The organism is Ruegeria sp. I3 (assembly GCF_056532525.1).
This window is the reverse complement of sequence record NZ_JBQFNI010000001.1, coordinates 566,964-590,268: the sequence shown is the minus strand read 5'-3', so window position 1 is coordinate 590,268 and position 23,305 is coordinate 566,964. Positions and strand designations below refer to the sequence as shown.

At 57.6% G+C, this 23,305-nt stretch carries 17 protein-coding genes and 1 tRNA gene; 11 read left to right on the top strand and 7 right to left on the bottom strand.

Going from position 1 to position 23,305, the window contains the following annotated elements:
• Positions 1–11: 11 nt before the first annotated feature.
• From ACR0L9_RS03065 to ACR0L9_RS03050, 4 genes are all read left to right on the top strand, one after another.
• The gene (locus ACR0L9_RS03065) at positions 12–968 is read left to right on the top strand and encodes an ABC transporter permease (protein ID WP_170392259.1); all 957 of its coding nucleotides are present in this window, start codon (positions 12–14) and stop codon (positions 966–968) included.
• Positions 968–1,783, top strand: coding sequence for an ABC transporter permease (locus ACR0L9_RS03060; RefSeq protein WP_170402849.1), 816 nt, complete (start codon positions 968–970; stop codon positions 1,781–1,783). Before ACR0L9_RS03065 ends, ACR0L9_RS03060 begins: the two co-directional genes overlap by 1 nt.
• Complete coding sequence (locus tag ACR0L9_RS03055; RefSeq protein WP_170801947.1) at positions 1,780–3,417, top strand: ABC transporter ATP-binding protein; 1,638 nt, start codon at positions 1,780–1,782, stop codon at positions 3,415–3,417. Before ACR0L9_RS03060 ends, ACR0L9_RS03055 begins: the two co-directional genes overlap by 4 nt.
• A 162-nt stretch (positions 3,418–3,579) precedes the next feature.
• On the top strand, positions 3,580–4,416 hold the full coding sequence (locus ACR0L9_RS03050) for an alkaline phosphatase family protein (RefSeq protein WP_170401655.1): 837 nt from the start codon (positions 3,580–3,582) through the stop codon (positions 4,414–4,416).
• A gap of 6 nt (positions 4,417–4,422) precedes the next feature.
• Here the strand turns inward: ACR0L9_RS03050 and ACR0L9_RS03045 are convergent, their stop codons facing one another.
• From ACR0L9_RS03045 to ACR0L9_RS03030, 4 genes are all read right to left on the bottom strand, one after another.
• Positions 4,423–5,346: an alpha/beta hydrolase gene (locus tag ACR0L9_RS03045; protein ID WP_480894725.1), complete on the bottom strand. Its 924-nt coding sequence runs from the start codon at positions 5,344–5,346 to the stop codon at positions 4,423–4,425.
• Positions 5,347–5,358: 12 nt separating this feature from the next.
• A complete protein-coding gene (locus ACR0L9_RS03040) occupies positions 5,359–7,248 on the bottom strand; it encodes an acyl-CoA synthetase (RefSeq protein WP_480894723.1) in 1,890 nt (629 codons plus the stop codon).
• A gap of 160 nt (positions 7,249–7,408) precedes the next feature.
• On the bottom strand, positions 7,409–9,229 hold the full coding sequence (locus ACR0L9_RS03035; RefSeq protein ID WP_480894721.1) for an ABC transporter transmembrane domain-containing protein: 1,821 nt from the start codon (positions 9,227–9,229) through the stop codon (positions 7,409–7,411).
• A gap of 143 nt (positions 9,230–9,372) precedes the next feature.
• A tRNA-Gly gene (locus tag ACR0L9_RS03030) sits at positions 9,373–9,446 on the bottom strand.
• 294 nt (positions 9,447–9,740) lie between these two features.
• On the opposite strand from ACR0L9_RS03030, the gene ACR0L9_RS03025 reads away from it, so the two are divergent.
• Entirely contained in the window at positions 9,741–11,384 is a 1,644-nt protein-coding gene (locus ACR0L9_RS03025) for a hypothetical protein (RefSeq protein ID WP_480894719.1), read from the top strand.
• Between the two features lie 177 nt (positions 11,385–11,561).
• Entirely contained in the window at positions 11,562–13,451 is a 1,890-nt protein-coding gene (locus ACR0L9_RS03020) for a PhoX family protein (RefSeq protein WP_480894717.1), read from the top strand.
• 61 nt (positions 13,452–13,512) lie between these two features.
• Here the strand turns inward: ACR0L9_RS03020 and ACR0L9_RS03015 are convergent, their stop codons facing one another.
• Positions 13,513–14,073 carry a tetratricopeptide repeat protein gene (locus ACR0L9_RS03015; protein ID WP_170609458.1) on the bottom strand — a complete coding sequence of 187 codons (561 nt, stop codon included), beginning with the start codon at positions 14,071–14,073 and terminating at the stop codon, positions 13,513–13,515.
• A 40-nt stretch (positions 14,074–14,113) separates the two neighbouring features.
• Positions 14,114–14,590, bottom strand: coding sequence for a winged helix-turn-helix transcriptional regulator (locus tag ACR0L9_RS03010; RefSeq protein WP_170401672.1), 477 nt, complete (start codon positions 14,588–14,590; stop codon positions 14,114–14,116).
• A 103-nt stretch (positions 14,591–14,693) separates the two neighbouring features.
• On the opposite strand from ACR0L9_RS03010, the gene putA reads away from it, so the two are divergent.
• Together putA and ACR0L9_RS03000 are read left to right on the top strand one after the other, a co-directional pair.
• Positions 14,694–18,092 carry a bifunctional proline dehydrogenase/L-glutamate gamma-semialdehyde dehydrogenase PutA gene (gene putA, locus ACR0L9_RS03005; RefSeq protein WP_480894715.1) on the top strand — a complete coding sequence of 1,133 codons (3,399 nt, stop codon included), beginning with the start codon at positions 14,694–14,696 and terminating at the stop codon, positions 18,090–18,092.
• A 42-nt stretch (positions 18,093–18,134) separates the two neighbouring features.
• Positions 18,135–18,878 carry a rhomboid family intramembrane serine protease gene (locus ACR0L9_RS03000; RefSeq protein WP_480567292.1) on the top strand — a complete coding sequence of 248 codons (744 nt, stop codon included), beginning with the start codon at positions 18,135–18,137 and terminating at the stop codon, positions 18,876–18,878.
• A gap of 7 nt (positions 18,879–18,885) precedes the next feature.
• Here ACR0L9_RS03000 and ACR0L9_RS02995 read toward each other — a convergent pair whose 3' ends face one another.
• Positions 18,886–19,707: an IclR family transcriptional regulator gene (locus ACR0L9_RS02995; protein ID WP_480894713.1), complete on the bottom strand. Its 822-nt coding sequence runs from the start codon at positions 19,705–19,707 to the stop codon at positions 18,886–18,888.
• A gap of 202 nt (positions 19,708–19,909) precedes the next feature.
• Here ACR0L9_RS02995 and bhcA point away from each other — a divergent pair, with 202 nt between their 5' ends.
• From bhcA to bhcC, 3 genes are read left to right on the top strand one after another with little or no spacing between them, the layout of a single operon-like run.
• Positions 19,910–21,100 carry an L-aspartate--glyoxylate aminotransferase BhcA gene (bhcA, locus tag ACR0L9_RS02990; RefSeq protein ID WP_170625222.1) on the top strand — a complete coding sequence of 397 codons (1,191 nt, stop codon included), beginning with the start codon at positions 19,910–19,912 and terminating at the stop codon, positions 21,098–21,100.
• Between the two features lie 11 nt (positions 21,101–21,111).
• Positions 21,112–22,083 (top strand): beta-hydroxyaspartate dehydratase BhcB, encoded by a 972-nt coding sequence (bhcB, locus tag ACR0L9_RS02985; protein ID WP_480894710.1) that lies wholly within the window; start codon positions 21,112–21,114, stop codon positions 22,081–22,083.
• An 11-nt stretch (positions 22,084–22,094) separates the two neighbouring features.
• Positions 22,095–23,258: a 3-hydroxy-D-aspartate aldolase BhcC gene (gene bhcC, locus ACR0L9_RS02980; RefSeq protein WP_480894708.1), complete on the top strand. Its 1,164-nt coding sequence runs from the start codon at positions 22,095–22,097 to the stop codon at positions 23,256–23,258.
• Positions 23,259–23,305: the final 47 nt, after the last annotated feature.

Below are 23,305 nucleotides of genomic sequence, written 5' to 3'. Positions count from 1 at the left end.
GGCTACGGATAATGCATCCCATCATCAAATTGGTTTCCCAGCGCCTGGCGCTGGGACTCCTTTTGCTGCTCGGCGCTTCGGCCCTGATTTTCGGCCTAACCGAAGCCCTACCCGGAGACGCCGCGCAAGCCGTCCTGGGGCAGTCCGCAACTCCAGAGGCCTTGGCAAACCTACGCGAAGAAATGGGCCTGAACCGGCCTGCCCTTACACGCTATTTCGAGTGGTTGGGCGGCATACTTCAGGGTGACCTGGGTCAATCCCTGACCAACAAACTTGATATCTCCGAGAGTATTGGAAAACGCCTTGGGAACACTCTGTTCCTGGCTTGCGTGGCAGCAATAGTTTCCGTACCGCTTGCAATCTTTCTGGGGCTGCTTGCCGTGCGGTTCCGCAATCGCTGGCCCGACAAACTGATTTCAGCCATCACCCTGACGACGGTTTCGATCCCCGAGTTTCTGATCGGTTATGTGGTGATCTACTATATCTCAGTGAAATTGGGGTGGTTCTCGTCGCTTGCGATGATCAATGATTCTATGTCGTTTGGACAAAAGTTGAATGCAATCGCGCTACCTGCCTTTGTTCTGACGCTGGTCGTGCTGGCACAGATGATGCGCATGACGCGCGCGGCCATTCTGAACCTCATGCAATCGGCCTATATCGAAACCGCTGAATTGAAAGGCCTCAGCACATTTCAGGTTATTGCCCGCCATGCCTTTCCCAACGCGATTTCACCGATCGTGAACGTCGTCATGCTGAACCTGGCCTATCTGGTCGTGGGTGTTGTCGTGGTCGAGGTTGTGTTCGTCTATCCAGGTATGGGGCAATACCTTGTGGATGCCGTGACCAAACGTGATGTGCCGGTTGTTCTGGCCTGCGGCGTGGTGTTTGCGGCCGTTTATATCGGTCTGAACATGGTTGCAGATATCGTGTCGATCCTTGCCAACCCAAGACTGAGGCATCCGAAATGATAAAGAACATTCCTCTTTCGGCTCTGATTGGCCTTATCTTCACCTTCGCCTATTTCTTTGTGGCGATCGCCGCCCCGTTGATTGCACCCTATGGAATGGCAGAAGTCGTCGGCGACGTCTGGGAGCCGAGCAGCCCCGAACATCTGCTAGGCACTGACAATATCGGTCGCGATCTGCTGACCCGCATGATCTATGGCGGGCGCACGACAATCTTCATCGCGGCAGCGGCGACGCTGCTCAGCTTTCTGACCGGTACGTCGCTGGGCTTGCTGGCTGCTGTACTGGGCGGATGGGCTGATCAGGCGCTCAGCCGTACGGTGGATCTGATCATGTCAATCCCGACTCTGATCCTGGCACTGGTCATTCTGGCCATCGTTCCGGTGACCGTCCCGATCCTAATCCTTGTTATGGGCTTACTGGATGCCACCCGCCCGTATCGCCTATCGCGATCTGTAGCGGTGGACATCAACGTGATGGACTATGTTGAAGCCGCCAAGCTGCGCGGCGAAGGGCGCGCCTGGATCATCTTCCGGGAAATCCTGCCCAATGCGCTGTCGCCACTTGTGGCCGAATTCGGGCTACGGTTCATCTTCATGGTTCTGTTCATCTCGACCCTGTCGTTCCTGGGACTGGGCGTCCAGCCACCGCTGGCTGACTGGGGCGGTATCGTGAAGGAAAACAAGGATGGCATCGTCTATGGCATCGGCGCAGCGCTTTATCCCGCTGTGGCCATTGCGACGCTGGCCATCTCGGTCAACCTGGTGGCTGACTGGGTCCTGAATCGTACCACATCGTTGAAAGGAGGCCGGGGATGAGTGATATCCTTCTCAAGGTCCGCGACCTCAAAATCGGCGCGACCGTCTATCCGCCGGGTGAAAAGCCCCATGACATCGAGATCGTGCACGGGGTCAGCTTTGACCTCGCTCCAGGCAAGGTGCTGGGTCTGATCGGCGAATCCGGGGCCGGCAAATCTACCATCGGTCTGGCCTCGATGGCCTATGGCCGTGGCGGTGTGAAAATCACCGGGGGCGAGGTTTGGGTAAACGGGCGTGATATCCTCAAGACATCTCATGGGGATATCCGCAAACTGCGCGGTGGTGAGGTAACATATGTTTCCCAATCCGCCGCCGCATCGTTCAACCCCGCAAAGAAGATCATGGATCAAGTGGTCGAGGCCGCAGTTGAGCAGAAGAAGTTTTCGCGCAAAGAGGCTGAATCCCGCGCGCGTGAGCTTTTTGCCAAGCTGGGTCTGCCCGACCCTGACAATATCGGTGATCGTTACCCGCACCAGGTTTCGGGCGGACAGCTGCAGCGCTGCATGACGGCGCTGGCGCTTTGCCCTGAGCCTGATCTGGTGGTTTTTGACGAACCTACCACGGCACTGGACGTGACTACCCAAATCGATGTGCTGATGGCCATCAAAGACGCCATTCGCGACTCGGGCGTTGCCGCCTTGTATATCACTCATGATCTGGCAGTTGTGGCCCAGGTCAGTGATGACATCATGGTGCTGCGGATGGGCGATACGGTCGAATACGGAAATACCGACCAGATCATAAACCGCCCGCAAGAAGAGTACACACAGGCGCTGGTTTCGGTCCGCTCAATCGAGCACGAAGAGAAAAAACCAACTCCTGAACCCGTGCTGAGCGTCGATGGTATCACCGCGCGCTACAAAGGCTTGAATTTCGACGTGCTGCATAATGTCAACGTCGAGCTTCATCCGGGGCAGACACTGGCGGTTGTGGGCGAATCCGGGTCGGGCAAGTCCACGCTGGCGCGAGTCATCACCGGGCTTCTTCCGCCTCGCGATGGTGAGATCACATTTGCGGGCCGCAAGCTCAGCTCTGATCTGAAAGGCCGCACGCGTGAAGACCTGCGTGAGCTGCAAATGATCTACCAGATGGCCGACGTGGCAATGAACCCGCGTCAGACCGTCGGTACGATTATCGGCCGCCCACTCGAGTTCTACTTCAACATGCGCGGCGCCGAGAAACGCAAGCGGATCGTTGAGCTGCTGGATGAGATCGAACTGGGCGAGAAGTTCATCGATCGTTATCCGGCGGAACTGTCGGGTGGTCAAAAACAGCGTGTCTGTATCGCGCGATCGCTGGCGGCCAAGCCAAAGATGATCATCTGTGATGAGGTCACCTCGGCGCTCGACCCGCTGGTCGCGGACGGTATCCTCAAGCTGCTGCTGGATCTGCAAAAGATCGAGGATGTGGCATACCTGTTCATCACCCACGATCTGGCGACAGTCCGTGCGATCAGCGATAGTATCGCGGTGATGTACCAGGGTCGGGTGGTTCGCTACGGTCCCAAGAGCCAGGTGCTAAGCCCTCCGTTCGACGACTATACAGACTTGCTGCTTAGCTCGGTGCCTGAGATGCATCTTGGCTGGCTGGAAGAGGTTGTCGCCCACCGCAAAATGGAGAGCGCGGGGAACTGATCCGCGCCCTTCTCATAGAAACACCGAAGACCATTCAAATTCCCGACGCTGTGAACACAAGCAGACGTCGGGATTTTGCTATTTGGGGCGCAAATGCGCAGCCATAGCCGGACGAATCTCATAGGTTCGCCGGAACGAATACTCAGAAACAAGGGCCGGAACATGGACCGCAAACTGCTTTTGATCATCCTCGACGGCGTCCCCTGGCGCAACTTTCGTCGACTGTTTGGCAATCTTGAAGGGTGGGTCGACAGCGGTGCTGCCCGGGTTTGGAAACTCCGCTCTGTGCTGCCCTCGACCTCTGCCAGCTGCTACGCCTCCATCCACACTGGGGTCACACCGCAAGAGCATGGCTGTACAGGCAACGGCAACGTCTTCCGACTAAGCCACAAGGACGTGTTCAGTCAGGTGCGTGAGGCAGGCGGTGTAACCGGCGCGGTCACCCACAGCTATTGGTCTCAATTCTTCAATCGACACCCGTTCGACTACGTCCGCGATGTTGAATATGACGAGCCCGACAACCTGACAATCAACCATGGTCGCTTTCATTCAATGACGGGATATGGCAACGCCAACCAGATGACGCCAAGCGATGTCGATCTGTTTGCCTCGCTCACCAACCTGTGTCTGCGCTTCGGACTGGATTATGGCATCCTGCACACTTGCACACTGGACAGCATGGGGCATCGTTTCTTCCACGATTGCGCCGAGATGGACCATGCCTGTTTCGTCATGGACGAAATGCTGGCCCCATTCATTCCGCGTTGGCAGCAGTTGGGTTATGACGTCATCGTGACGGCTGATCATGGTCAGGACGAACGCGGCCATCACGGTGGTCGCAGCCCGTTGCAGCAGGAAACGGCGCTTTACTATTTTGGTGAGGCCAAAGGCCCTGAACCGGATACCGTGATCGACCAGCTTCAGCTAGCCCCAACCATACTTAAGCGTATGGGTGCGCCGGTGGCGGACACGATGAAAGCCAAGCCGTTCCTGACCTGACGCGGTTCAGTCGTAGGACCAAATCCCCTGCCCCAATGCCTCAATGGCCACGGAAATGCGTTCAAAGCTGTCCGCTGCGCGCCCGACAGATGTTCTGGCGCGTAGGTACCCATGGACCAAACCTGTCTCGTTGATGCATTGGGCTTGCCCACCTGCGGCTGTGATCCGGTCGCAATAAGCTTTCCCGTCATCGCGCAGCGGATCGCAATCGGCGGTCACCACAACCGTCGGCGGTAGCCCCGAGAAATCGACGTCATGCAACGGTGCAAAGGTAGGATCGTTCTGGGGCGTGGTCCCTTGATACCGAACAGTCTCATAAAACCGGATATCGTCCAATGTCAGCAGCGGGGCATTGGCATGTTCGATATACGACCCCTGCGACATATCTCCGCCTAAGCCGGGATATATGAGGACCTGCCCCAGCACATTTTCCAACCGCCCCCGACCATGGTGCGAAACGGCTGCTGCCAGATTGCCACCCGCGCTGTCACCGGCCAGCACGATCGGCTCGCCGTATTCCTGAACCACCCAGTTCGTGGCGGTCCAGCTATCCTGAAACTGCGCCGGGTGCACATGCTCAGGGCACAACCGATAGTCGACCGAAACGATCCGATAGCCCGTCTGGGCGCAGAGTTCCGCACAGACATCATCGTGGCTATCCAAGCCCCCGACGACGAACCCACCACCATGTATATAGACGACGGTCCTGGTGGGGTCACCGGCACTATAGATGCGAACAGGTACGCCATCGGCAGACCTGTCGCGCACCTCGATGCCAGGTGGGCGCGGCTGGCGGAAGTCCTGACACATCGCGTCATAGACCCGGCGTTGGTCAGCAATGGACATCTCTACTGTATCATCCGGATAGCTCTCGGCTGTGCGCCGGATGAAACCCCAGGTCTCCTCGTCGATCAGACGTTCATAGTCCATTGTTCCTCCGAATTATTCAGACCACTCCCATGGCCGGGTAAACGAACCCAGCACTTTTGAGACATCGTCTTCGGAAGACCCATTCGCGTCAAGCTGTGCGACAAGACCTCGCTTCTTGTCGTCGATTACCGAAACGACCCGCGCTTCAATGCCTGCGACGTCCAAAGCACCGTTGTAGATGCGAGTGATGGCCTGCTTGCGCAGTTCGGGTTTGAAAACCTTGCCAACGGCGGTTTTCGGCAATTCATCCAGAATGGTCATATGCTTGGGCTGTGCTGCACGTTCGTGGACGTGAACCTTGCAATAGTCCATCAGCTCCTGTTCAGTGACTGAGGCCCCCTCGACCAGTTCAACAAAGGCGCAAGGCACCTCACCCGAATGCGCATCGGGCTGACCGATAGCCCCAGCGAAGGCGACCGCGTCATGGCCCAGCAAGGCCTCTTCGATTTCTGCAGGGTCGATATTGTGTCCGCCCCGAATGATCAGATCCTTCGCGCGACCGGTGATCCACAGATAGCCGTCCTCATCAAACCGTCCCAGATCGCCCGTGCGCAGGTATTTATCGAAATGATAGAGGTTCGTATTCTTGTCGGTCTCAGTATAAGTATTTCCCGCGTATACGCCGGGGTTCGAGATGCAAATTTCACCGATCTGATCTACGCCGCACTCGGTTGGTCCATCCGGCCCGTCCTGCAGGATTTTGACGTCCGTATAGGGGAACGGGATGCCGATCGAGCCGATCTTCTTTTCCCCATCCACGGGGTTGCATGACACCAGACAAGTGGCCTCGGTCAGGCCGTAACCCTCGACGATAGTAACGCCAGTCGCTTCTTCAAACCGACGGAACAGTTCAACCGGCAACGGAGCTGATCCCGAAAATGCTGTTTTAACGCTGGATATATCCGCATCCACAGGTCGCTGCATTTTGGCTGAAATCGCTGTCGGCACTGTGATGATGAACGAAACCTTCCAGCGTTCGATCAGTTTCCAGAAATTGTCGAATACGCCATCACCGCGATACCCGGCAGGCGTCGGGAATACCACATGTGCACCAGACGACACCGCCGCCATCACGATGACATGCACCGCAAAGACATGGAACATCGGCAGAGGGCACATGATGACGTCGTTTTCGTCAAAGAGCAGCGTGTTGCCCAACCAGCCATTGTAGATAAGGCCCGAGTATTTGTGCTGCGCTACTTTCGGCATGCCCGTAGTGCCGCCCGTGTGGAAGTAGCACGCCACCCGATCTTCCTGGCTATCCTCAAAGTTCAGCGTTTTAGGTTGCTTGTTCAGCTCATCAAGGAAGTTCTTGTAATCCGCATGGGCCAGCTTTTCTTTATCACCCATCTTTGGGCGCAAGAACGGTACAAGCCAGGATTTGGGCGGCGTCAGATAGCGATTCAGGTCGATCTCAAGGATCGTGTTGACGCCCGGAGCGTGGCGTACTGCCTCTTCAACCTTTTGGGCTACATCGGTTTTGGGGAAGGATTTCAGCGTGACCACGACCTTCGCCTTGGTCTCACGCAGGATCGCCGCGATCTGCTCCGGCTCCAGCAATGGGTTGATCGGGTTCACGATCCCGGCCACCGCACCGCCCATCATGGTGACCAGCGTCTCGTTGCAATTGGGCAGCACATATGCCACCACGTCGTTTTCTCCGATGCCAAGGGAACGGAACAGATTGGCCGCTTGGTTGACTTTGCCCAGCAGTTCGGACCATGTCAGCGTCTCAGCCTTGTCACTCGGTCCAGACAACAACTGAAAGCTGATCGCTTTGTGGTTCGGGAACTTGCCCGCCGTCCGCGACAACAGCTGGTGGAAGGTGACGGGTACATCCCGATCCTCCCACGTCATCTCCTGCTCGATGCGCGCCTTGTCTTCCAATCCCACAAAGGCCATGTGGCTCCTCCCCTGATCTGTCTCCCGTGTCGCGCACAGGCTTGTTTGTCACCTCCAAGATGGAAGCAAAACACACCATGCGCAAGCAAGGGCTTAGCGATCAGGTGCGGGAATATGTAGAATGACGCTACGGCGAAACGAGATGTGCCGGAGCGTCACTTCATTCTGCAGCCACCCCGTCGGTGAACTGCAAGCGTGCGAGGCGGGCATACAAACCGTCCTGCGCCACCAGATCGTTATGGGTACCCTGCGCCACAATGCGCCCGGCTTCCAGCACGACAATCCGGTCTGCCTTCTTAACGGTCGCCAGACGATGCGCCACGATCAGAGTGGTGCGCCCTGCCCTCATGTTATCGACCGCACCCTGCACCGCACGTTCGCTTTCTGCGTCCAAAGCCGAGGTCGCCTCGTCCAGCAGCAGCACCGGTGCGTCGCGCAGGATGGCACGTGCGATGGCGATACGTTGCTTCTGACCACCCGACAGCATTACGCCCCGTTCGCCCACAAAGCTGTCATACCCTTCGGGCAAAGCCGAGATGAACTCATGCGCGGCGGCGGCTCGGGCGGCGGACTCGACTTCGGCATCTGAGGCGTCCAGACGGCCAAAGCGGATATTCTCGCGCGCCGAAGCGGCAAAGATCACGGGGTCTTGCGGGACCAGCGCGATGTGCTGACGGAAGTCGTCACGGTTCAACTCGCGCAGGTCGAGCCCATCAAGGCTGACCTGTCCCGCATCGGGATCATAGAACCGCTGAATCATCTGGATGACTGTTGTCTTGCCCGCACCAGACGGGCCAACAAAGGCCACTGTCTCCCCGGGTTTTATCTGCAGTGACAAATGATCCAGCGCGACAACGTCCGGGCGCGCGGGATAGTGGAATGTCACATCGTCGAAACGTATCTCTCCGCGTACGGGCACAGGCAATGCCTTGGCCTGCGACGGATTATTGACGGTATCCTCAGCGTTCAGCAGCTCGACCAGCCGCTCCGTCGCACCTGCAGCGCGCTGCAACTCGCTCCAGATTTCGGACAACGCCGCGACTGAACCCGCCATGATGATCGAATAGATCACAAACTGGATCAACACGCCCTCGGTCATAACCCCGTTACGCACATCATTCGCACCCATCCACAGCACGCCAACGATGCCCGAGAAGACGAGAAAGATCACAATGACGGTCAGAATCGCACGGGTCTGGATCCGACGCAGAGAAACTTCGTACGAAGTTTCTGTCATCTCTCCGAACTGCGTCCTGCTGGCGTCCTCATGAGTAAAAGCCTGCACGGTTTGCACCGCACCCAACGCCTCGCCGGCATTTCCAGAGGACGCCGCAATCCAGTCCTGATTTTCCCGGCTGATCACCCGTAACCTGCGGCCCAGTACCAATATTGGCACAACCACCAGCGGGATAAGCAACAATACCATTCCGGTCAGCTTGGCCGACGTCAGCAGCATCAGCACCAGTCCACCGACGAACATCAGAAGGTTGCGGAGCGCGATGGACACAGACGACCCCAGCACCGATTGGATCAGCGTTGTGTCGGTGGTGATCCGGCTCAGAACTTCGCCGGTCATGATGCGCTCGTAAAACTCGGGGCTCATCCCGATCACGCGGTCAAAAACCGCCTTTCGGATATCGGCCACCACACGTTCACCCAACCGAGTCACCAACGCATAGCGAATACCCGTACCCACTGCGAGAATCCCGGCAATACCGAGGGCGGCCAGAAAATACCATTCCAGCAAATCACCATCTTCGATGCGGAAATTGTCGACCACACGCCGCACAGCCAAGGGCAATGTCAGCGTCATGCTGGCCGTTAGGACCAACGCCAGTGTCGCACCGATCATCAGCAGTCGATAGGGCTTCATGAACGGCCACAAAGACCGCAGCACGCCGATTTTCTTAGACCGCGCACGCTCTCCCTGTGCACGCGGAGCCGAATTGTTCGCTGGACTGGCGGCGCTGGTTCTTGCCATGTCTGGCCCTTGTATTTTGATCGATCGCCCTGATCAGGCATCATTCCCAGCTTCTTGGCGTCAGAGGCGTTTGGGGTCAAGCTGAAGACAAAGTTTTGCAGCCCGATAAGGGCTAAATGACGCAACCTGTGTGGGGGATCAGCTGGAGCGGGCGGCGGGAATCGAACCCGCGTCATTAGCTTGGAAGGCTAAGGTCTTACCACTACACAACGCCCGCTCAGCGAGGTCACCACCTATTTCATACAAAATTTGTCGTCAAGAGGATGTTTCAATCAAATGCACCTCGCGGTGAGAATTGATACGTCCATTTTGCCGGCACCGACACTTGCGAACAACCGCGACAGCTGGCTGCTTTCCGATGAGTAATCTTGTCCGACAAGGAGGGCTGGATAGCTCGAAGAGCCTTTTCCGCGCTCCGCGATGCCTTTCACGAAATTGTGCTATAATTCGATGATCCGCTGTTCGGCGCTGATTGCCGGTGTTCGGCGGAGAGTAAGCGGGGGATTGAAGGATGACCGATTTTGACCTCGGCACGTATCGCCGTGCTGTTACCACTTCATCAAGCAAAGCTCAGAAGCTGTTCGATCAAGGGCTCAACTGGTTGTTCGGGTATAATCATGAGGCCGCTGCCGCCTGTTTCGAAGAGGCAATATCTCATGATCCGAATTGCAGCATGGCCCATTGGGGCGTCGCCTATGCGATTGGTCCAAATTACAACAAACCATGGGAGTTCTTTGAGCCCGATGAAAAGGTTGCCACCCTTGACCGGGCGCGTCAGGCAGTCGAAACGGCGATGGCTCTGCGCACATCTTCAACCCCGATTGAGGCGGCCTTGATCGAAGCGATCTCACACCATTTCCCGTCGGACCCCGAAATAGAGGACTATGCACCGTGGAATGACGCCTTCGCCGATTCGATGCGCGCGGTTTATTCCGATCATCCGGAAGATCTGGACGTCTCGTCCGTGTTTGCCGAAGCCTTGATGAACCGAACGCCCTGGCAGCTTTGGGACCTTAAGAATGGCGTACCTGACGAGGGCGCATCCACCACCGAGGCGCAAACCGTGCTGGAAAGGGCCTTTGAATCTTTGCCTAGTGCATGGGAACATCCCGGCCTGCTGCATATGTATATCCACTTGATGGAGATGTCGCCCACTCCGGAAAAGGCGCTGCGACACGGGGATCGGCTGGTCGATCTAGTGCCCGACAGCGGGCATCTAGTTCACATGGCGACGCATATCGACGTGTTGTGCGGCGACTATCAGAATGTGGTCTGGCGCAATCACCGAGCCGCAGCGGTCGACAAGAAATACGAAGCCATGGCCGGGGGTGAGAACTTCTATACCGTCTATCGCGTTCACAACGTCCATTTTGAAGCATATGGGGCCATGTTCCTAGGGCAACCCGAATTGGCCCTGGCTGCGTCTGAGGAATTGATGCGATTATTGCCGGACAATGTGATCCGTTACTTCCCGGATTTGTTCGAATCCTTCTATGGCAAGAAAGTCCATGTCATGGTCCGCTTTGGCATGTGGCAGGAAATTCTGGATGAACCCATGCCCGGCGACGCGGAGTTATACAGCTATACCACCGCCGCAATTCATCAGGCGCGCGCTGTGGCTCTGGCCAATTTGGGTCGTATGGACGATGCAGCGCATGCACGCAAAGTGGCCGTTCAGGCCAGGAAAGCCGTCCCAGAAAGTCGACTGGTATTCAACAACACCGCCGAGGATGTTTTGATGATCGGCGAGGCGATGATGGATGGAGAGATCGCGTTCAAATCCGGTGACCGCGAAGGCGGGCTTGATCATCTGCGCCGCTCGGTCGAGTTGGATGACAATCTGGTTTATGACGAGCCTTGGGGATGGATGCAGCCAACAAGGCACGCTTTGGGTGCCTTGTTGATGGAAGACGGTCAATTCGATGAGGCCGAGGCCGTCTATCGGGCCGATCTGGGTCTGGACGACACGCTCGCCCGTGCTTGCCAGCATCCCGGCAATATCTGGAGCCTTCATGGCCTGCATGAATGCCTGATCCGTCGCGGTGAAACGACCGAGGCCCGTCATATCAAGCTGCAACTGGACAAAGCTGCTGCACGGGCCACGGTGCCTATCCATGCCTCATGTTATTGCCGCAGCAAGGCAAAGGCGGCTTAGGCTTCTGGTTGTTAGGCGATAGATTCGCCTAAACATTGATCAGCGCCGCAGGTAGATCGGCGTCAATCTGCACGCGGCGCAGATCAAAAGAAGCTTTGCTCAGACTGTCAATTTCCTGTCATGTGATCGCTCTAAACCCACGGTGCGATTCTTAGTTCAGACAGCCAGGAGCTATCCATGACAGACGTCGACCTTACCACCCTTTCCGCCGACGATTGGGATGAGTTGCACTTCCCCCGCCCGGATGAACACGACTTCGACCGCGTGGTTGAAAGCGCTATCTCGCGACGGGGTTTCCTGTCAGGAGTTGTGGCTTTTGGATCGGGCGCTGCGGCGATGGGCGCTGGTTTGTTGGGCTCAACTTCAGCACAGGCGGTCGATGCACAACGCTTTGCCTTCACGCCGATTCCTGCCCAGACCGATGGGACAGTCCACGTGCCGGAAGGTTATGAGTGGAAGATGCTGATGCGCTGGGGCGATCCGCTGTTTTCCGAGGCCGTTGGCTATGACTTGACCGATGGCGGTTCGGTCGAAAACTCGGACAAGGTTTTTGGCGAGAATACGGATGGGATGGAGACATTCTCGTTCCGGGGTCACGAGCTGATTGCGATCAACCACGAGTACCCGAACCGCAAGATCAACCTGCCTGCCGCGCAAGAAGGTGTTCCGACCAGTGCCGATGACGTTTTGAAATTGCAGAACATCCAGGGCGTGACAGTAATGGAGATCAAGGAAGGCCCTACGGGCTGGGCGGTCGTTAAGGACAGCCCCTTCAACCGCCGGATCCACCATAACACTCCGATGAAGATCGTCGGCCCTGCCGCTGGTCATGACCTACTGAAGACCGAGGCCGATCCGACAGGAACCGCGTCGCTGGGCACCATGAACAACTGCGGTTCCGGCAAGACACCATGGGGCACCTACCTGACCTGTGAAGAAAATTTCAACGGCTACTTTGGTTCCTCTGACGAAAACGCCAGCTATGACCAGAAGGTCGCAGACGGCATGAAACGCTATGGCATCAAGGCCGAAAGCTGGAATGGCTACGAGCTGTTTGATCCCCGCTTCGACACCTCGAAAAACCCCAATGAGCCGCACCGCGCAGGCTGGATCGTTGAAATCGACCCGACCAAACCCGACAGCACTCCGGTCAAGCACACCGGCCTTGGTCGCTTCAAGCATGAAAATGCTGAGGTCGCGCTGGCTGCGGACGGTCGTGTCGTGGTCTATATGGGCGACGATGAACGTGGCGAGTATCTTTACAGGTTCGTCTCGAACGCGGCCTATGCGCCCGGTGTCGACACTCAGGGCTTGTTGAATGACGGCACGCTATATGTCGCCAAGTTCAATGACGACATGAGCGGCGAATGGCTGCCGCTGACGCCGGAAACAACCGGCATGGACGCGGCCGAAATTCTGATCTTTACCCGTATGGCCGCATCGGCTGTGGGCGGCACCACAATGGACCGCCCGGAATGGGTGGCCTCAAGCCCTGTTGCGGTCGAGGCATATTGCTGCCTGACCAACAACAAGAACCGTGGAGTTAAGCCAAATGCTGGGGGTGATGACACTGCAGTCAACGGCCCTAACCCGCGCGAGGCCAACAAATACGGCCAGATCGTGCGCTGGCGTCCAGCGGATGAAGATCACGCGGCCACTGGCTTTGATTGGGATCTCTATGTCATGGCCGGAAACCCAACTGTTCATTCGGATAACCGTCGCGGATCGGCAAATGTGAACGAAGGCAACCTGTTCAACTCACCCGACGGCATGGCCATCGATTCGACCGGTCTGGTCTGGATTCAGACAGACGGGAATGATGACAACGAGGAAGAATTCGCAGGAAACGGCAATAACCAGATGCTAGTTGGCGATCCCGTGACCGGGGAGATTGTGCGCTTCATGACCGGCCCGAATGGCTGTGAAGTCACCGGTCTGGCCTGGTCGACCGACCTGCGCACCATGTTTGTTGGCATCCAGCATCCGGGCAGCAATTGGCCCGATGGCGGTACGCCGCGTTCGTCGGTGATTGCGATCAAACGCACCGACAACGGGCTGGTCGGCTAATCAAGCCCTTGCATCAAAAGCACCCCTGAACTTCGGTTCCGGGGCGCTTTTTCGTCTCAATTCAAATATCCTCACCCGGTGGATCAAGCAGCCCGCCCGGCGCAAGCAAGGCACGTTCTGAAAGCCACGGGTTCAGTTCGAGTGCATGGTTCAGCGCCGTTCGCGCTTCGTCCAGCCGCTTGAGACCCAACAGCGATAATGCCCGCCCGCTAAGCGCCGCTACATGGTTCGGGGACAGCTCAATGGCCCGATCCAGATCGATCAGGGCCGCACCGTAATCCTGCTGCAAATAGTTGACGAATGCCCGCTGATTGTACCCCTCGGCATAATCCGGGCAATAAGCGACCAGAGCGTCAAACTCGGCCAGCGCACCGGTCAAATCCCAAGACTCACGCAGAGACATCCCGCGATCCAACAGGGTTTGAGATCGGGCGTCCGGCGCATCGGTCCAGAGTTGCCACATCCGTCCCGAAATGCCCCGCGCCTCGCGCTCAGACGACGCGGTTTGGGCTTGCGCAATCAGGGCGTCGACGCCAGAAATATGATCCGGCGCAATCGGGCAATCTGCAGAAGCCTGAGCGGCAGAACCAGCGAGTATGGCAACGATAAGTACGTTTTTCATCCTCTCTAACCTGATCCATCAGGCGTTTAGGTCAACTGCTTTATAGCGGAGCCAGCAACCCGGTTTCTTTCACCGCCTCCATCGCAACGAAGGTGGAGGTGTTGGCAACATGCGGCAGGGATGAGATTTTCTCGGCTAGCACCGTGCGGTATTCCGTCATCGATCGGGTCCGGATTTTAAGCAGATAGTCAAAGTTGGACGCGATCATATGAGCCTGTTCAATCTCAGCAACTCTGCGCACCGCTGCATTGAACTCGGCCAGTGCTTTTTCACGAGTATCTGTGAGACGCACCTCGACAAAGGCCACATGGTCAAGGCCCAGACGGATCGGGTCCAACATGGCGCGATAGCCTGTGATGATCCCGTCAGCCTCAAGCCGCTTGAGCCGCGCCTGTGTCGGCGATTTTGACAAGCCGATCCTGCGCGCAAGGTCCGTCACTGAGATGCGGCCATCTTCAGCTAATGCCGTAAGGATCGCACGGTCAAAGCGATCAAGGCTGGACAAGTCGTTTTGCATAATCAGGCTCCTATATTTCAGTCAATTCGACCAGAATTCGAGGAAATTCGGTCCATTCTCCTGACTGTAGGCAGTTATATTAGGCAAAAGCCCCGGAGTACACATGTCACACAGCCTACGCACCAAAATCGACACTCAGACTTATACCGACCAGTCCACTGTACTGGACGCGCTGATCTCTCAGGCCAAGCTGTCAGAGGCCGACCGAACGGCCATTTGTGAGGCTGCAGCACAGCTGGTGCGCGACATCCGCTCAAGCACGTCGCCTGGCATGATGGAAGTGTTTCTGGCTGAATACGGCCTGTCCACAGATGAAGGCGTTGCGCTTATGTGTTTGGCCGAGGCGCTGTTGCGTGTACCAGATGCGGATACCATTGACGCACTGATCGAAGACAAGATCGCCCCGTCAGACTGGGGAAAACACCTGGGACAATCATCCTCGTCACTGGTGAACGCGTCGACGTGGGCGTTGATGCTAACAGGCCGGGTCCTGGACGAAGACAAATCCTCGCCCGTCGGCGCGCTGCGCGGGGCCATCAAGCGGCTGGGTGAACCAGTGATCCGCACCGCCGTTGGTCGTGCGATGAAAGAAATGGGGCGTCAGTTCGTTTTGGGCGAAACCATTCAATCCGCCATGAAGCGCGCCAAAGGAATGGAAGATAAGGGCTATACCTACTCGTACGACATGCTGGGCGAGGCGGCACGGACCGAGGCCGATGCTGCCCGCTATCACCTGTCTTACTCGCGCGCGATCGCCGCTATTGCCGAGGCCTGCACCCATAAAGACATTCGCGAAAATCCGGGCATCTCGGTCAAGCTGTCGGCCCTGCACCCCCGTTATGAGCTGGCACAGGAACAACGGGTGATGGACGAACTGGTGCCCCGGCTGCGCGCGCTGGCTTTGCTGGCCAAGGCGGCGGGCATGGGGCTGAACGTTGACGCGGAAGAGGCCGATCGCTTGTCGCTCTCGCTGCAGGTGATCGAAGAAGTTATGGCAGAGCCTGCACTGGCCGGTTGGGACGGGTTCGGCATCGTCGTGCAAGCCTACGGCCCACGCGCCGGGTTGGTGCTGGATACGCTCTATGAGATGGCCCAGCGGCACGACCGCAAGCTGATGGTGCGGCTGGTAAAGGGCGCTTATTGGGATACCGAGATCAAGCGCGCGCAAGTCGAGGGCGTCGATGGTTTTCCGGTCTTCACCGATAAGGCAGCGACGGATGTGTCCTATATCGCCAACGCCCGCAAGCTGCTGGGGATGACCGACCGTATCTATCCGCAATTTGCCACGCATAACGCCCATACGGTCAGCGCCATCCTACATATGGCGGACGGCCAGCCATTCGAATTCCAGCGCCTGCACGGGATGGGTGAGACCCTGCATCAGATCGTGCGCGACAAGCGGACCTCGCGCTGCCGTATCTATGCTCCGGTCGGTGCGCATCGGGATCTGTTGGCCTATCTGGTGCGTCGCCTTCTGGAAAACGGGGCAAATTCCTCGTTCGTCAATCAGATCGTTGATGAGGAAGTCGCCCCAGAAACCGTTGCCGCAGATCCGTTCGTAGCCGTTCAAACGCCTGGCAAACCGCTGCCAACCGGGCCTGAGTTGTTCGCACCGGAACGTCCAAACTCGAAAGGTTTTGATCTGCACCATACGCCGACGCTGGACCAGATTGACATCGCACGCGACGCCTTCCGCGCCCATCATTGGTACGCCCGCCCCTTATTGTCGGATGATGCACAGCCTTTGGCAGACACTCCCGTGATCAATCCTGCGCAACCGCAGGATCGCCCCGGTTCGGTTGCTGCGGCCAGCCCCGAAGACGTGGAACTGGCGTTGGCCAGCGCTTGCCCATGGCAGGCCTCAGCCGAGAAGCGCGCTGACATTCTAAATAAAGCAGCCGATCTCTACGAAGCGCATTTTGGAGAGCTGTTTGCCCTGCTCGCCCGCGAAGCCGGAAAATCCGTGCCCGATGCAGTTGCCGAGCTGCGCGAAGCGGTTGATTTCCTGCGCTACTACGCCGCCAATATTCCTGCCGCCAAACCCGCCGGAATATTTACCTGCATCAGCCCGTGGAACTTCCCATTGGCGATCTTCACCGGGCAGATATCGGCTGCGTTGGCCACCGGCAACGCTGTGCTGGCAGCCCCTGCCCCGCAAACGCCATTGATCGCCCATCGTGCCATTCAACTGATGCATGAAGCAGGCGTTCCGCGCGATGCGCTGCAACTTCTTCCGGGCGGGCCGAAGGTGGGTGCGGCGCTAACGTCGGACGAACGCGTCTCTGGTGTGGCCTTTACCGGTTCTACCGCGACCGCGCTGAAAATCCGATCAGCAATGGCGCAGCACATGCGGCCAGGTACGTCATTGATCGCCGAGACCGGCGGTCTGAACGCCATGATCGTAGACAGCACCGCTTTGCCGGAACAAGCGGTCCAATCGATTATCGAAAGCGCGTTCCAATCGGCAGGCCAGCGGTGCTCGGCCCTGCGTTGTCTTTATCTGCAAGAGGACATTGCCGAGGACGTTCTGACCATGTTGCAAGGGGCGATGGACGCATTGCATGTGGGCGATCCTTGGCTGATATCAACTGATTGCGGCCCGGTCATTGACGCGCAAGCCCGGCAAATCATCGCGGACCACGTGGCCCAGGCCCGCTCAGAAGGACGGGTACTGAAGGAGATGACAACGCCTCCTGAGGGTACATTTATCGCACCGACTCTGATTGAGATACCCGGCATCTCGGCGCTAGAGCGCGAGGTGTTCGGTCCGGTTCTGCACGTCGCCCGGTTCAAGGCGCAAGATATCGACAAGGTCATTGCGGATATCAATGCCACGGGGTACGGCCTGACTTTCGGCCTGCACACGCGAATCGACGACCGGGTGCAGCATGTGACCGAGGCGATCCATGCCGGTAATATCTACGTCAACCGCAACCAGATCGGCGCAATCGTCGGCTCGCAACCCTTCGGTGGCGAAGGTCTGTCCGGCACCGGCCCCAAGGCGGGCGGTCCGAACTATATGGCACGGTTCTGCGCGCCTGATCGGCAGAATGCTTTGCGACGCTGGGACAGTTCGGCTGAACCAGGTGCGCCCGAAGGGCAACCTGCAACGCCCAGCACCCAATCGCTGCCTGGCCCCACCGGTGAATCGAACCGCCTGACCGAATATTCCCGCTCCCCGCTTTTGTGCATGGGTCCGGGGGACGAGGCCGCCAAGGCTCAGGCGGATGCGGTCAAAGCGTTGGGCGGCACAGCGATACGTATGACGGGCATGCTGGATTTGCACCGGCTTGAAAACCTAGCCGGTTTCTCGGGTGTTCTGTGGTGGGGCGACGACGACACTGCCCGCCAGATCGAGCAGCATTTGGCCCGGCGCGATGGCCCGATCATCCCGCTGATCCCCGGGCAGCCCGACCGTGCGCGGGTGCTGGGGGAACGCCATGTCTGTGTCGACACCACCGCCGCCGGAGGCAACGCCGCCCTTCTGGGAGGTGCGGCATAACCGGACCTTGACGCTGGGCGGCGAAAAGCCCAGCGTCGCGCCATGTTTCCGATCCGAGACCATAACCCTTCGGGGCGTACTCCGTTTGTTGTTTATGCCCTTATGGCTGCGAACATCCTGATCTTCCTCAGCTATGTGGGTGTCATGGAGGATGCGCGGCTGATCAATCAGCTTTATGTTGACTACGCAGTCATTCCTGCCCGGATAACTGACGGCTATGGATTCGAGACACTCGTGACGTCAATGTTCCTGCATGGGGGCTGGATGCATCTGGCGGGAAACATGCTGTTCCTGTGGATATTCGGCGACAACCTCGAAGACGAAATGGGGCATGTGCTGTTTCTCGTGTTCTATCTGCTGGCAGGAATCGGAGCAGGGTTGATTCACGTCTTTTCGGCACCGGATTCGGTGGTGCCAACAATTGGCGCGTCCGGAGCGATAGCCGGTGTCATGGGCGGCTATCTTCTGCTTTTCCCAAAAGCGCGCGTAGATATCCTGTTGATTCTGATCGTCTATATCCGGATCTTTACCATCCCGGCCTTTATCATGCTGGGTGTCTGGCTGGGCCTGCAATTCCTTGGCAGCCTCTCCAGCAATCCCGATGAAGGTGGCGTTGCCTATTGGGCGCATACCGGAGGGTTCTTTGTTGGTTTGATCCTGTGCATCCCCCTATGGCTCAGGCGCGGAGGGACTGGATTCTGGAACCGCACCCACGGCCATCCACCGCATCCGGAACACAAGTACAAACTCTCGCAATCGCGCATCCCCAAAGTGCCGCGCAAATAATCAAGCGTCAGCTCTTGGGTAGCCTACCGCCGCTCAGTTGGGTGATCTCTTGCGCCGCGCGCATGACCAGATCGCCCAATTCGGGCGCGCGTTCGCGGCTGAACCTTACGGTCGGTCCGGATACCGAGATACCGGCGCAAGGCTCAGCCCTGTCATTGAAGATGGCCGCACCAATGCAAGACATACCTTCATACCGTTCTTCGTGATCGTAAGACCAACCTCGGGTACGAGTTTCAGCCAGATCTGCATACAAGCCCGAAGCGGGCAACTTCGTATTTTCAGTGAAAGCAACCGGATCAACCCGGCCCAGAACTTTGCCTAAACTCTCTTCGCTCAACGCAGCGAGAATAGCCTTTCCTGTACCGGACGCATACATGGGCGTCCGCGCACCGGGTGGAAAGAAGGCCCGGATGGGGTTCTGAGTTTCGACCTGCCCGACAAAGACCACCTCTGCTCCATCGGGTACGGCCAGATTTGCGGTCTCACCGCTGTCTTGCATCAGACGCCGCAGGATCGGCCTGCCGATTTCCAGAACGCTGTTGCGCCGCAGAAAAGACGCACCGGTCCGATAGGCTTCGATTCCGACCAGCCATTCCTGCCGTTCCTCATCAAAGGATACGAACCCATGTTTTTGCAGTGTCACCAGAATGCGATGCGTGGTGGCTGTCGGAACATCAACCTCGCGGGCAAGATCGCTCAGCGCGACGCGCTCTAGCCGGGCAACAGTGGTCAGTACGCCCAGCGCCCGATCCAATGATTGCATGGTCCCGGCCGAACTTTCTTTAAACAGCGATTTGGGTCTGCCGCGCGGCCGCTTTTGCGTTTCCATTTCTCACCTGGCCTTCGGATTCCCCCCGAAAACTCGAACCAATTTTTTTGGCCCGGAATTCTCAGAGATCATTTTGATAAACTGAATTCCTATCCGTTTCAGCACCTTATCAATTTAACGGATAAAATGAAAATATTTTTCAAGAAAATTGCAACACGCAACCGTTCAAGCGACACTTGGGCCCAAAGCAGAGGATTGAGTTATGTCGCATCAAAACCCGGTCTTTATCCCAGGCCCAACCAATATTCCTGATCGTTTACGCCTTGCCATGCAAGTTCAGACGCAAGACCACCGCGCCCCGGACTTCGTTGAAACCTTCGCCCCGGTACTGGAAGACACAAAACAGGTTTTCGGCACCGCCGAAGGCCAGATAATCACTTTTCCAGCCAGCGGAACGGGCGGTTGGGAGGCAGCGATTACAAATACGCTCAGCCCCGGTGACAAGGTTCTTGTCGCCCGCTACGGCGTCTTCAGCCATCGCTGGATCGATCTGTGCGAAAGACACGGGTTGGACGTTGAGATTGTTGAATGCCCATGGGGAACAGGCGCGCCTGCAGACAGGTTCGAGGCGATCCTGTCCGCGGATAAAGCGCATGAAATCAAGGCCGTACTGGTGACGCATAACGAAACCGCGACAGGTGTGCGTTCCGATATCAGCGCTGTGCGCGGTGCAATGGATGCGGCGCATCACCCGGCCATGATGTATGTGGATTGCGTGAGCTCTTTGGCCTCAATGCCGTTCGAGTTTGACCGGTGGGGCGTGGATATTGCGGTCTCAGGGTCGCAGAAGGGGTTCATGCTGGCTACCGGCATGGCGATCCTGTGCGTCAGCTCCAAGGCTCTGGCTGCAATGGATACCGCCCAACTGCCCCGCACCTTCTTTGATTTCCGTGATATGATGTCGGCAAATGCGTCTGGCGGCTTTCCCTATACTCCGCCTTTGCAGCTGATCTACGGCATGCGCGAAAGCCTGAAGATGCTGTTCGAGGAAGGGTTGGACAATGTCTATGCCCGCCACACCCGTCTGGCCGAAGGTGTGCGCCGCGCGACTGCGGCCTGGGGCCTGAAGTTGGTCGCACAATCTCCTGACCTCTACTCGGATACCGTCAGCGCCATTTTTGTGCCCGAAGGTTTCGACAGCAACGAACTGACTGACCATGCCTTCAACACCTATGGGGTATCCTTCGGCATTGGTCTGGGTGAGTTGAATGGCAAAGCGTTCCGTATTGGCCACTTGGGCAGCCTGACCGATGTTATGGTCCTGTCGGGGCTGGCCACGGTCGAGATGGCCATGGCCGATCTGAACTACCCGGTGAAGCTTGGCAGCGGGGTTGCTGCGGCGCAGGAATTCTATCGCGCCAGCTCAACCAGCCACGCAAAAGCCGCAGCTTAGGGAGAACAGTCATGTTGGATCAAATCCCCGTCGCCGACCTGACGTATGACGACGTACAGGCTGCGCATGAAAGGATCAGGCCGCACATCCGGCGCACACCGGTAATGACCTCGGACTATCTGAATGAATTGACCGGTGCACAGCTGTTCTTCAAATGCGAGAACTTTCAGGAAGCAGGTGCATTCAAAGTGCGCGGTGCCAGTAATGCGGTCTTCGGCCTAAGCGATGAAATGGCGACCAAGGGTGTTTGCACCCACTCGAGCGGGAACCACGCCCTGTCGCTGTCATATGCGGCTGGTCGTCGGTGCATTCCATGCAATGTGGTGATGCCGCGCACCGCGCCGCAGGCCAAAAAGGACGCGGTACGGCGCTTTGGCGGTACGATCACTGAATGCGAGCCGTCCACGTCGTCCCGCGAAGCGACCTTTGCCGAGGTGCAGGCCCGAACAGGCGGAGAGTTCGTGCACCCGTACAACGATCCGCGTGTTATCACCGGTCAGGCCACCTGCTCGGCTGAGCTACTGGAACAGACCGATGGCCTGGATGCGGTGATCGCGCCAATCGGTGGTGGCGGGATGGTCTCGGGCACCTGTCTGACGGTCTCGAACCTGGCACCGGAAACCGCGATCTATGCGGCTGAGCCTGAGCAGGCGGACGATGCGTACCGTTCCTTCAAAGCGGGTTATATCATCGCGGACGATGCCCCCAAAACGGTGGCAGACGGGCTGTTGGTCCCGCTTAAGGAAAACACATGGCACTTTGTGTCAAACCATGTGACCGAAATCTTCACCGCGTCCGAGCAAGAGATCATCGACGCAATGAAACTCACCTGGAAATACTTGCGCGTGGCGATGGAGCCGTCTTCGGCGGTTCCGCTGGCCACCATTCTCAAGAACCCCGACACGTTCCGGGGCAAGCGCGTCGGCGTCATCATCACCGGCGGCAACGTGGATCTGGATAAGCTGCCCTGGCTGAAAGGGTAAGGAGAAACAGGATGAACAAACCGATGAACAGTGATCAATTCGAAGTTGGCTATGACATCCCTGCCGCGATTGGCATGGATGAATCCGAAATCCAGACGCCTTGCCTGATCCTTGATCTGGACGCGCTGGAGCGCAACATCAAGAAGATGGGCGACTATGCCAAGGCGCACGGGATGCGGCATCGGGTGCATGGCAAGATGCACAAATCCGTGGACGTCGCGAAATTGCAAGAACAACTGGGCGGCGCAGTCGGCGTCTGCTGCCAAAAGGTTTCCGAGGCCGAGGTGTTTGCGCGCGGAGGCATCAAGGACATTCTGGTCTCGAACCAGGTGCGGGACCCAGCCAAGATTGACCGTCTGGCGCGCCTGCCAAAGCTTGGTGCACGAACGATTGTCTGCGTTGATGATGTTGACAATGTCGCTGACCTGTCTGCTGCTGCCGCTAAGCATGACACCGAATTGGAGGTCTTTGTTGAGATCGACTGCGGCGCGGGCCGTTGTGGTGTCACCACGACCCCCGCTGTGATCGAAATCGCCAAGGCAGTTGAGGCCGCCCCAAACCTGAAATTTCCCGGCATTCAGGCTTATCAAGGCGCGATGCAGCATCTGGATACGTATGAGGCACGCAAAGAAAAACTGGATACCGCAATCGCCATGGTCAAGGATGCCGTCGACGGATTGAAGGCTGAAGGGATCGACTGCGAGCTGGTTTCGGGCGGCGGTACGGGGTCTTATTATTTTGAGAGCAACTCGGGCGTTTATAACGAGTTGCAGTGCGGCTCTTATGCCTTCATGGATGCTGATTACGGTCGGATTCTGGACAAGGACGGTCAGCGTATTGATCAGGGCGAATGGGAAAACGCGCTGTTCATTCTGACCAGCGTGATGAGCCACGCCAAAACCGACAAGGCAATCTGCGATGCGGGCCTAAAGGCGCAATCCGTCGATAGTGGCCTGCCCTTCATCTTTGGGCGGGACGATGTGGAATACCTGAAGTGTTCGGACGAACACGGCGTGATTGGCGACCCGGATGGAGTGCTGAAGGTCAACGACAAGCTGCGGCTGGTGCCCGGCCACTGTGACCCGACCTGCAACGTTCATGACTGGTACGTCGGTGTGCGCGGCGGCAAGGTTGAAGCCCTTTGGCCGGTCTCTGCCCGTGGCAAGGCCTATTGAATTACAGATGAATGCAAGGGCGGACGTTTAGCACCGCCCTTACTAAT

Bases quoted from the DNA above. Each gene is read 5' to 3' on its own strand.
- ACR0L9_RS03065 (WP_170392259.1), top strand. From the start codon at position 12: ATGCATCCCATCATCAAATTGGTTTCCCAGCGCCTGGCGCTGGGACTC.
- ACR0L9_RS03045 (WP_480894725.1), bottom strand. From the start codon at position 5,346: ATGGACTATGAACGTCTGATCGACGAGGAGACCTGGGGTTTCATCCGG.
- ACR0L9_RS03055 (WP_170801947.1), top strand. From the start codon at position 1,780: ATGAGTGATATCCTTCTCAAGGTCCGCGACCTCAAAATCGGCGCGACC.
- ACR0L9_RS03020 (WP_480894717.1), top strand. From the start codon at position 11,562: ATGACAGACGTCGACCTTACCACCCTTTCCGCCGACGATTGGGATGAG.
- putA (WP_480894715.1), top strand. From the start codon at position 14,694: ATGTCACACAGCCTACGCACCAAAATCGACACTCAGACTTATACCGAC.
- ACR0L9_RS03040 (WP_480894723.1), bottom strand. From the start codon at position 7,248: ATGGCCTTTGTGGGATTGGAAGACAAGGCGCGCATCGAGCAGGAGATG.
- bhcB (WP_480894710.1), top strand. From the start codon at position 21,112: ATGTTGGATCAAATCCCCGTCGCCGACCTGACGTATGACGACGTACAG.
- ACR0L9_RS03035 (WP_480894721.1), bottom strand. From the start codon at position 9,229: ATGGCAAGAACCAGCGCCGCCAGTCCAGCGAACAATTCGGCTCCGCGT.
- ACR0L9_RS03050 (WP_170401655.1), top strand. From the start codon at position 3,580: ATGGACCGCAAACTGCTTTTGATCATCCTCGACGGCGTCCCCTGGCGC.
- bhcC (WP_480894708.1), top strand. From the start codon at position 22,095: ATGAACAAACCGATGAACAGTGATCAATTCGAAGTTGGCTATGACATC.
- ACR0L9_RS03015 (WP_170609458.1), bottom strand. From the start codon at position 14,073: ATGAAAAACGTACTTATCGTTGCCATACTCGCTGGTTCTGCCGCTCAG.
- ACR0L9_RS02995 (WP_480894713.1), bottom strand. From the start codon at position 19,707: ATGGAAACGCAAAAGCGGCCGCGCGGCAGACCCAAATCGCTGTTTAAA.
- ACR0L9_RS03000 (WP_480567292.1), top strand. From the start codon at position 18,135: ATGTTTCCGATCCGAGACCATAACCCTTCGGGGCGTACTCCGTTTGTT.
- ACR0L9_RS03025 (WP_480894719.1), top strand. From the start codon at position 9,741: ATGACCGATTTTGACCTCGGCACGTATCGCCGTGCTGTTACCACTTCA.
- bhcA (WP_170625222.1), top strand. From the start codon at position 19,910: ATGTCGCATCAAAACCCGGTCTTTATCCCAGGCCCAACCAATATTCCT.
- ACR0L9_RS03010 (WP_170401672.1), bottom strand. From the start codon at position 14,590: ATGCAAAACGACTTGTCCAGCCTTGATCGCTTTGACCGTGCGATCCTT.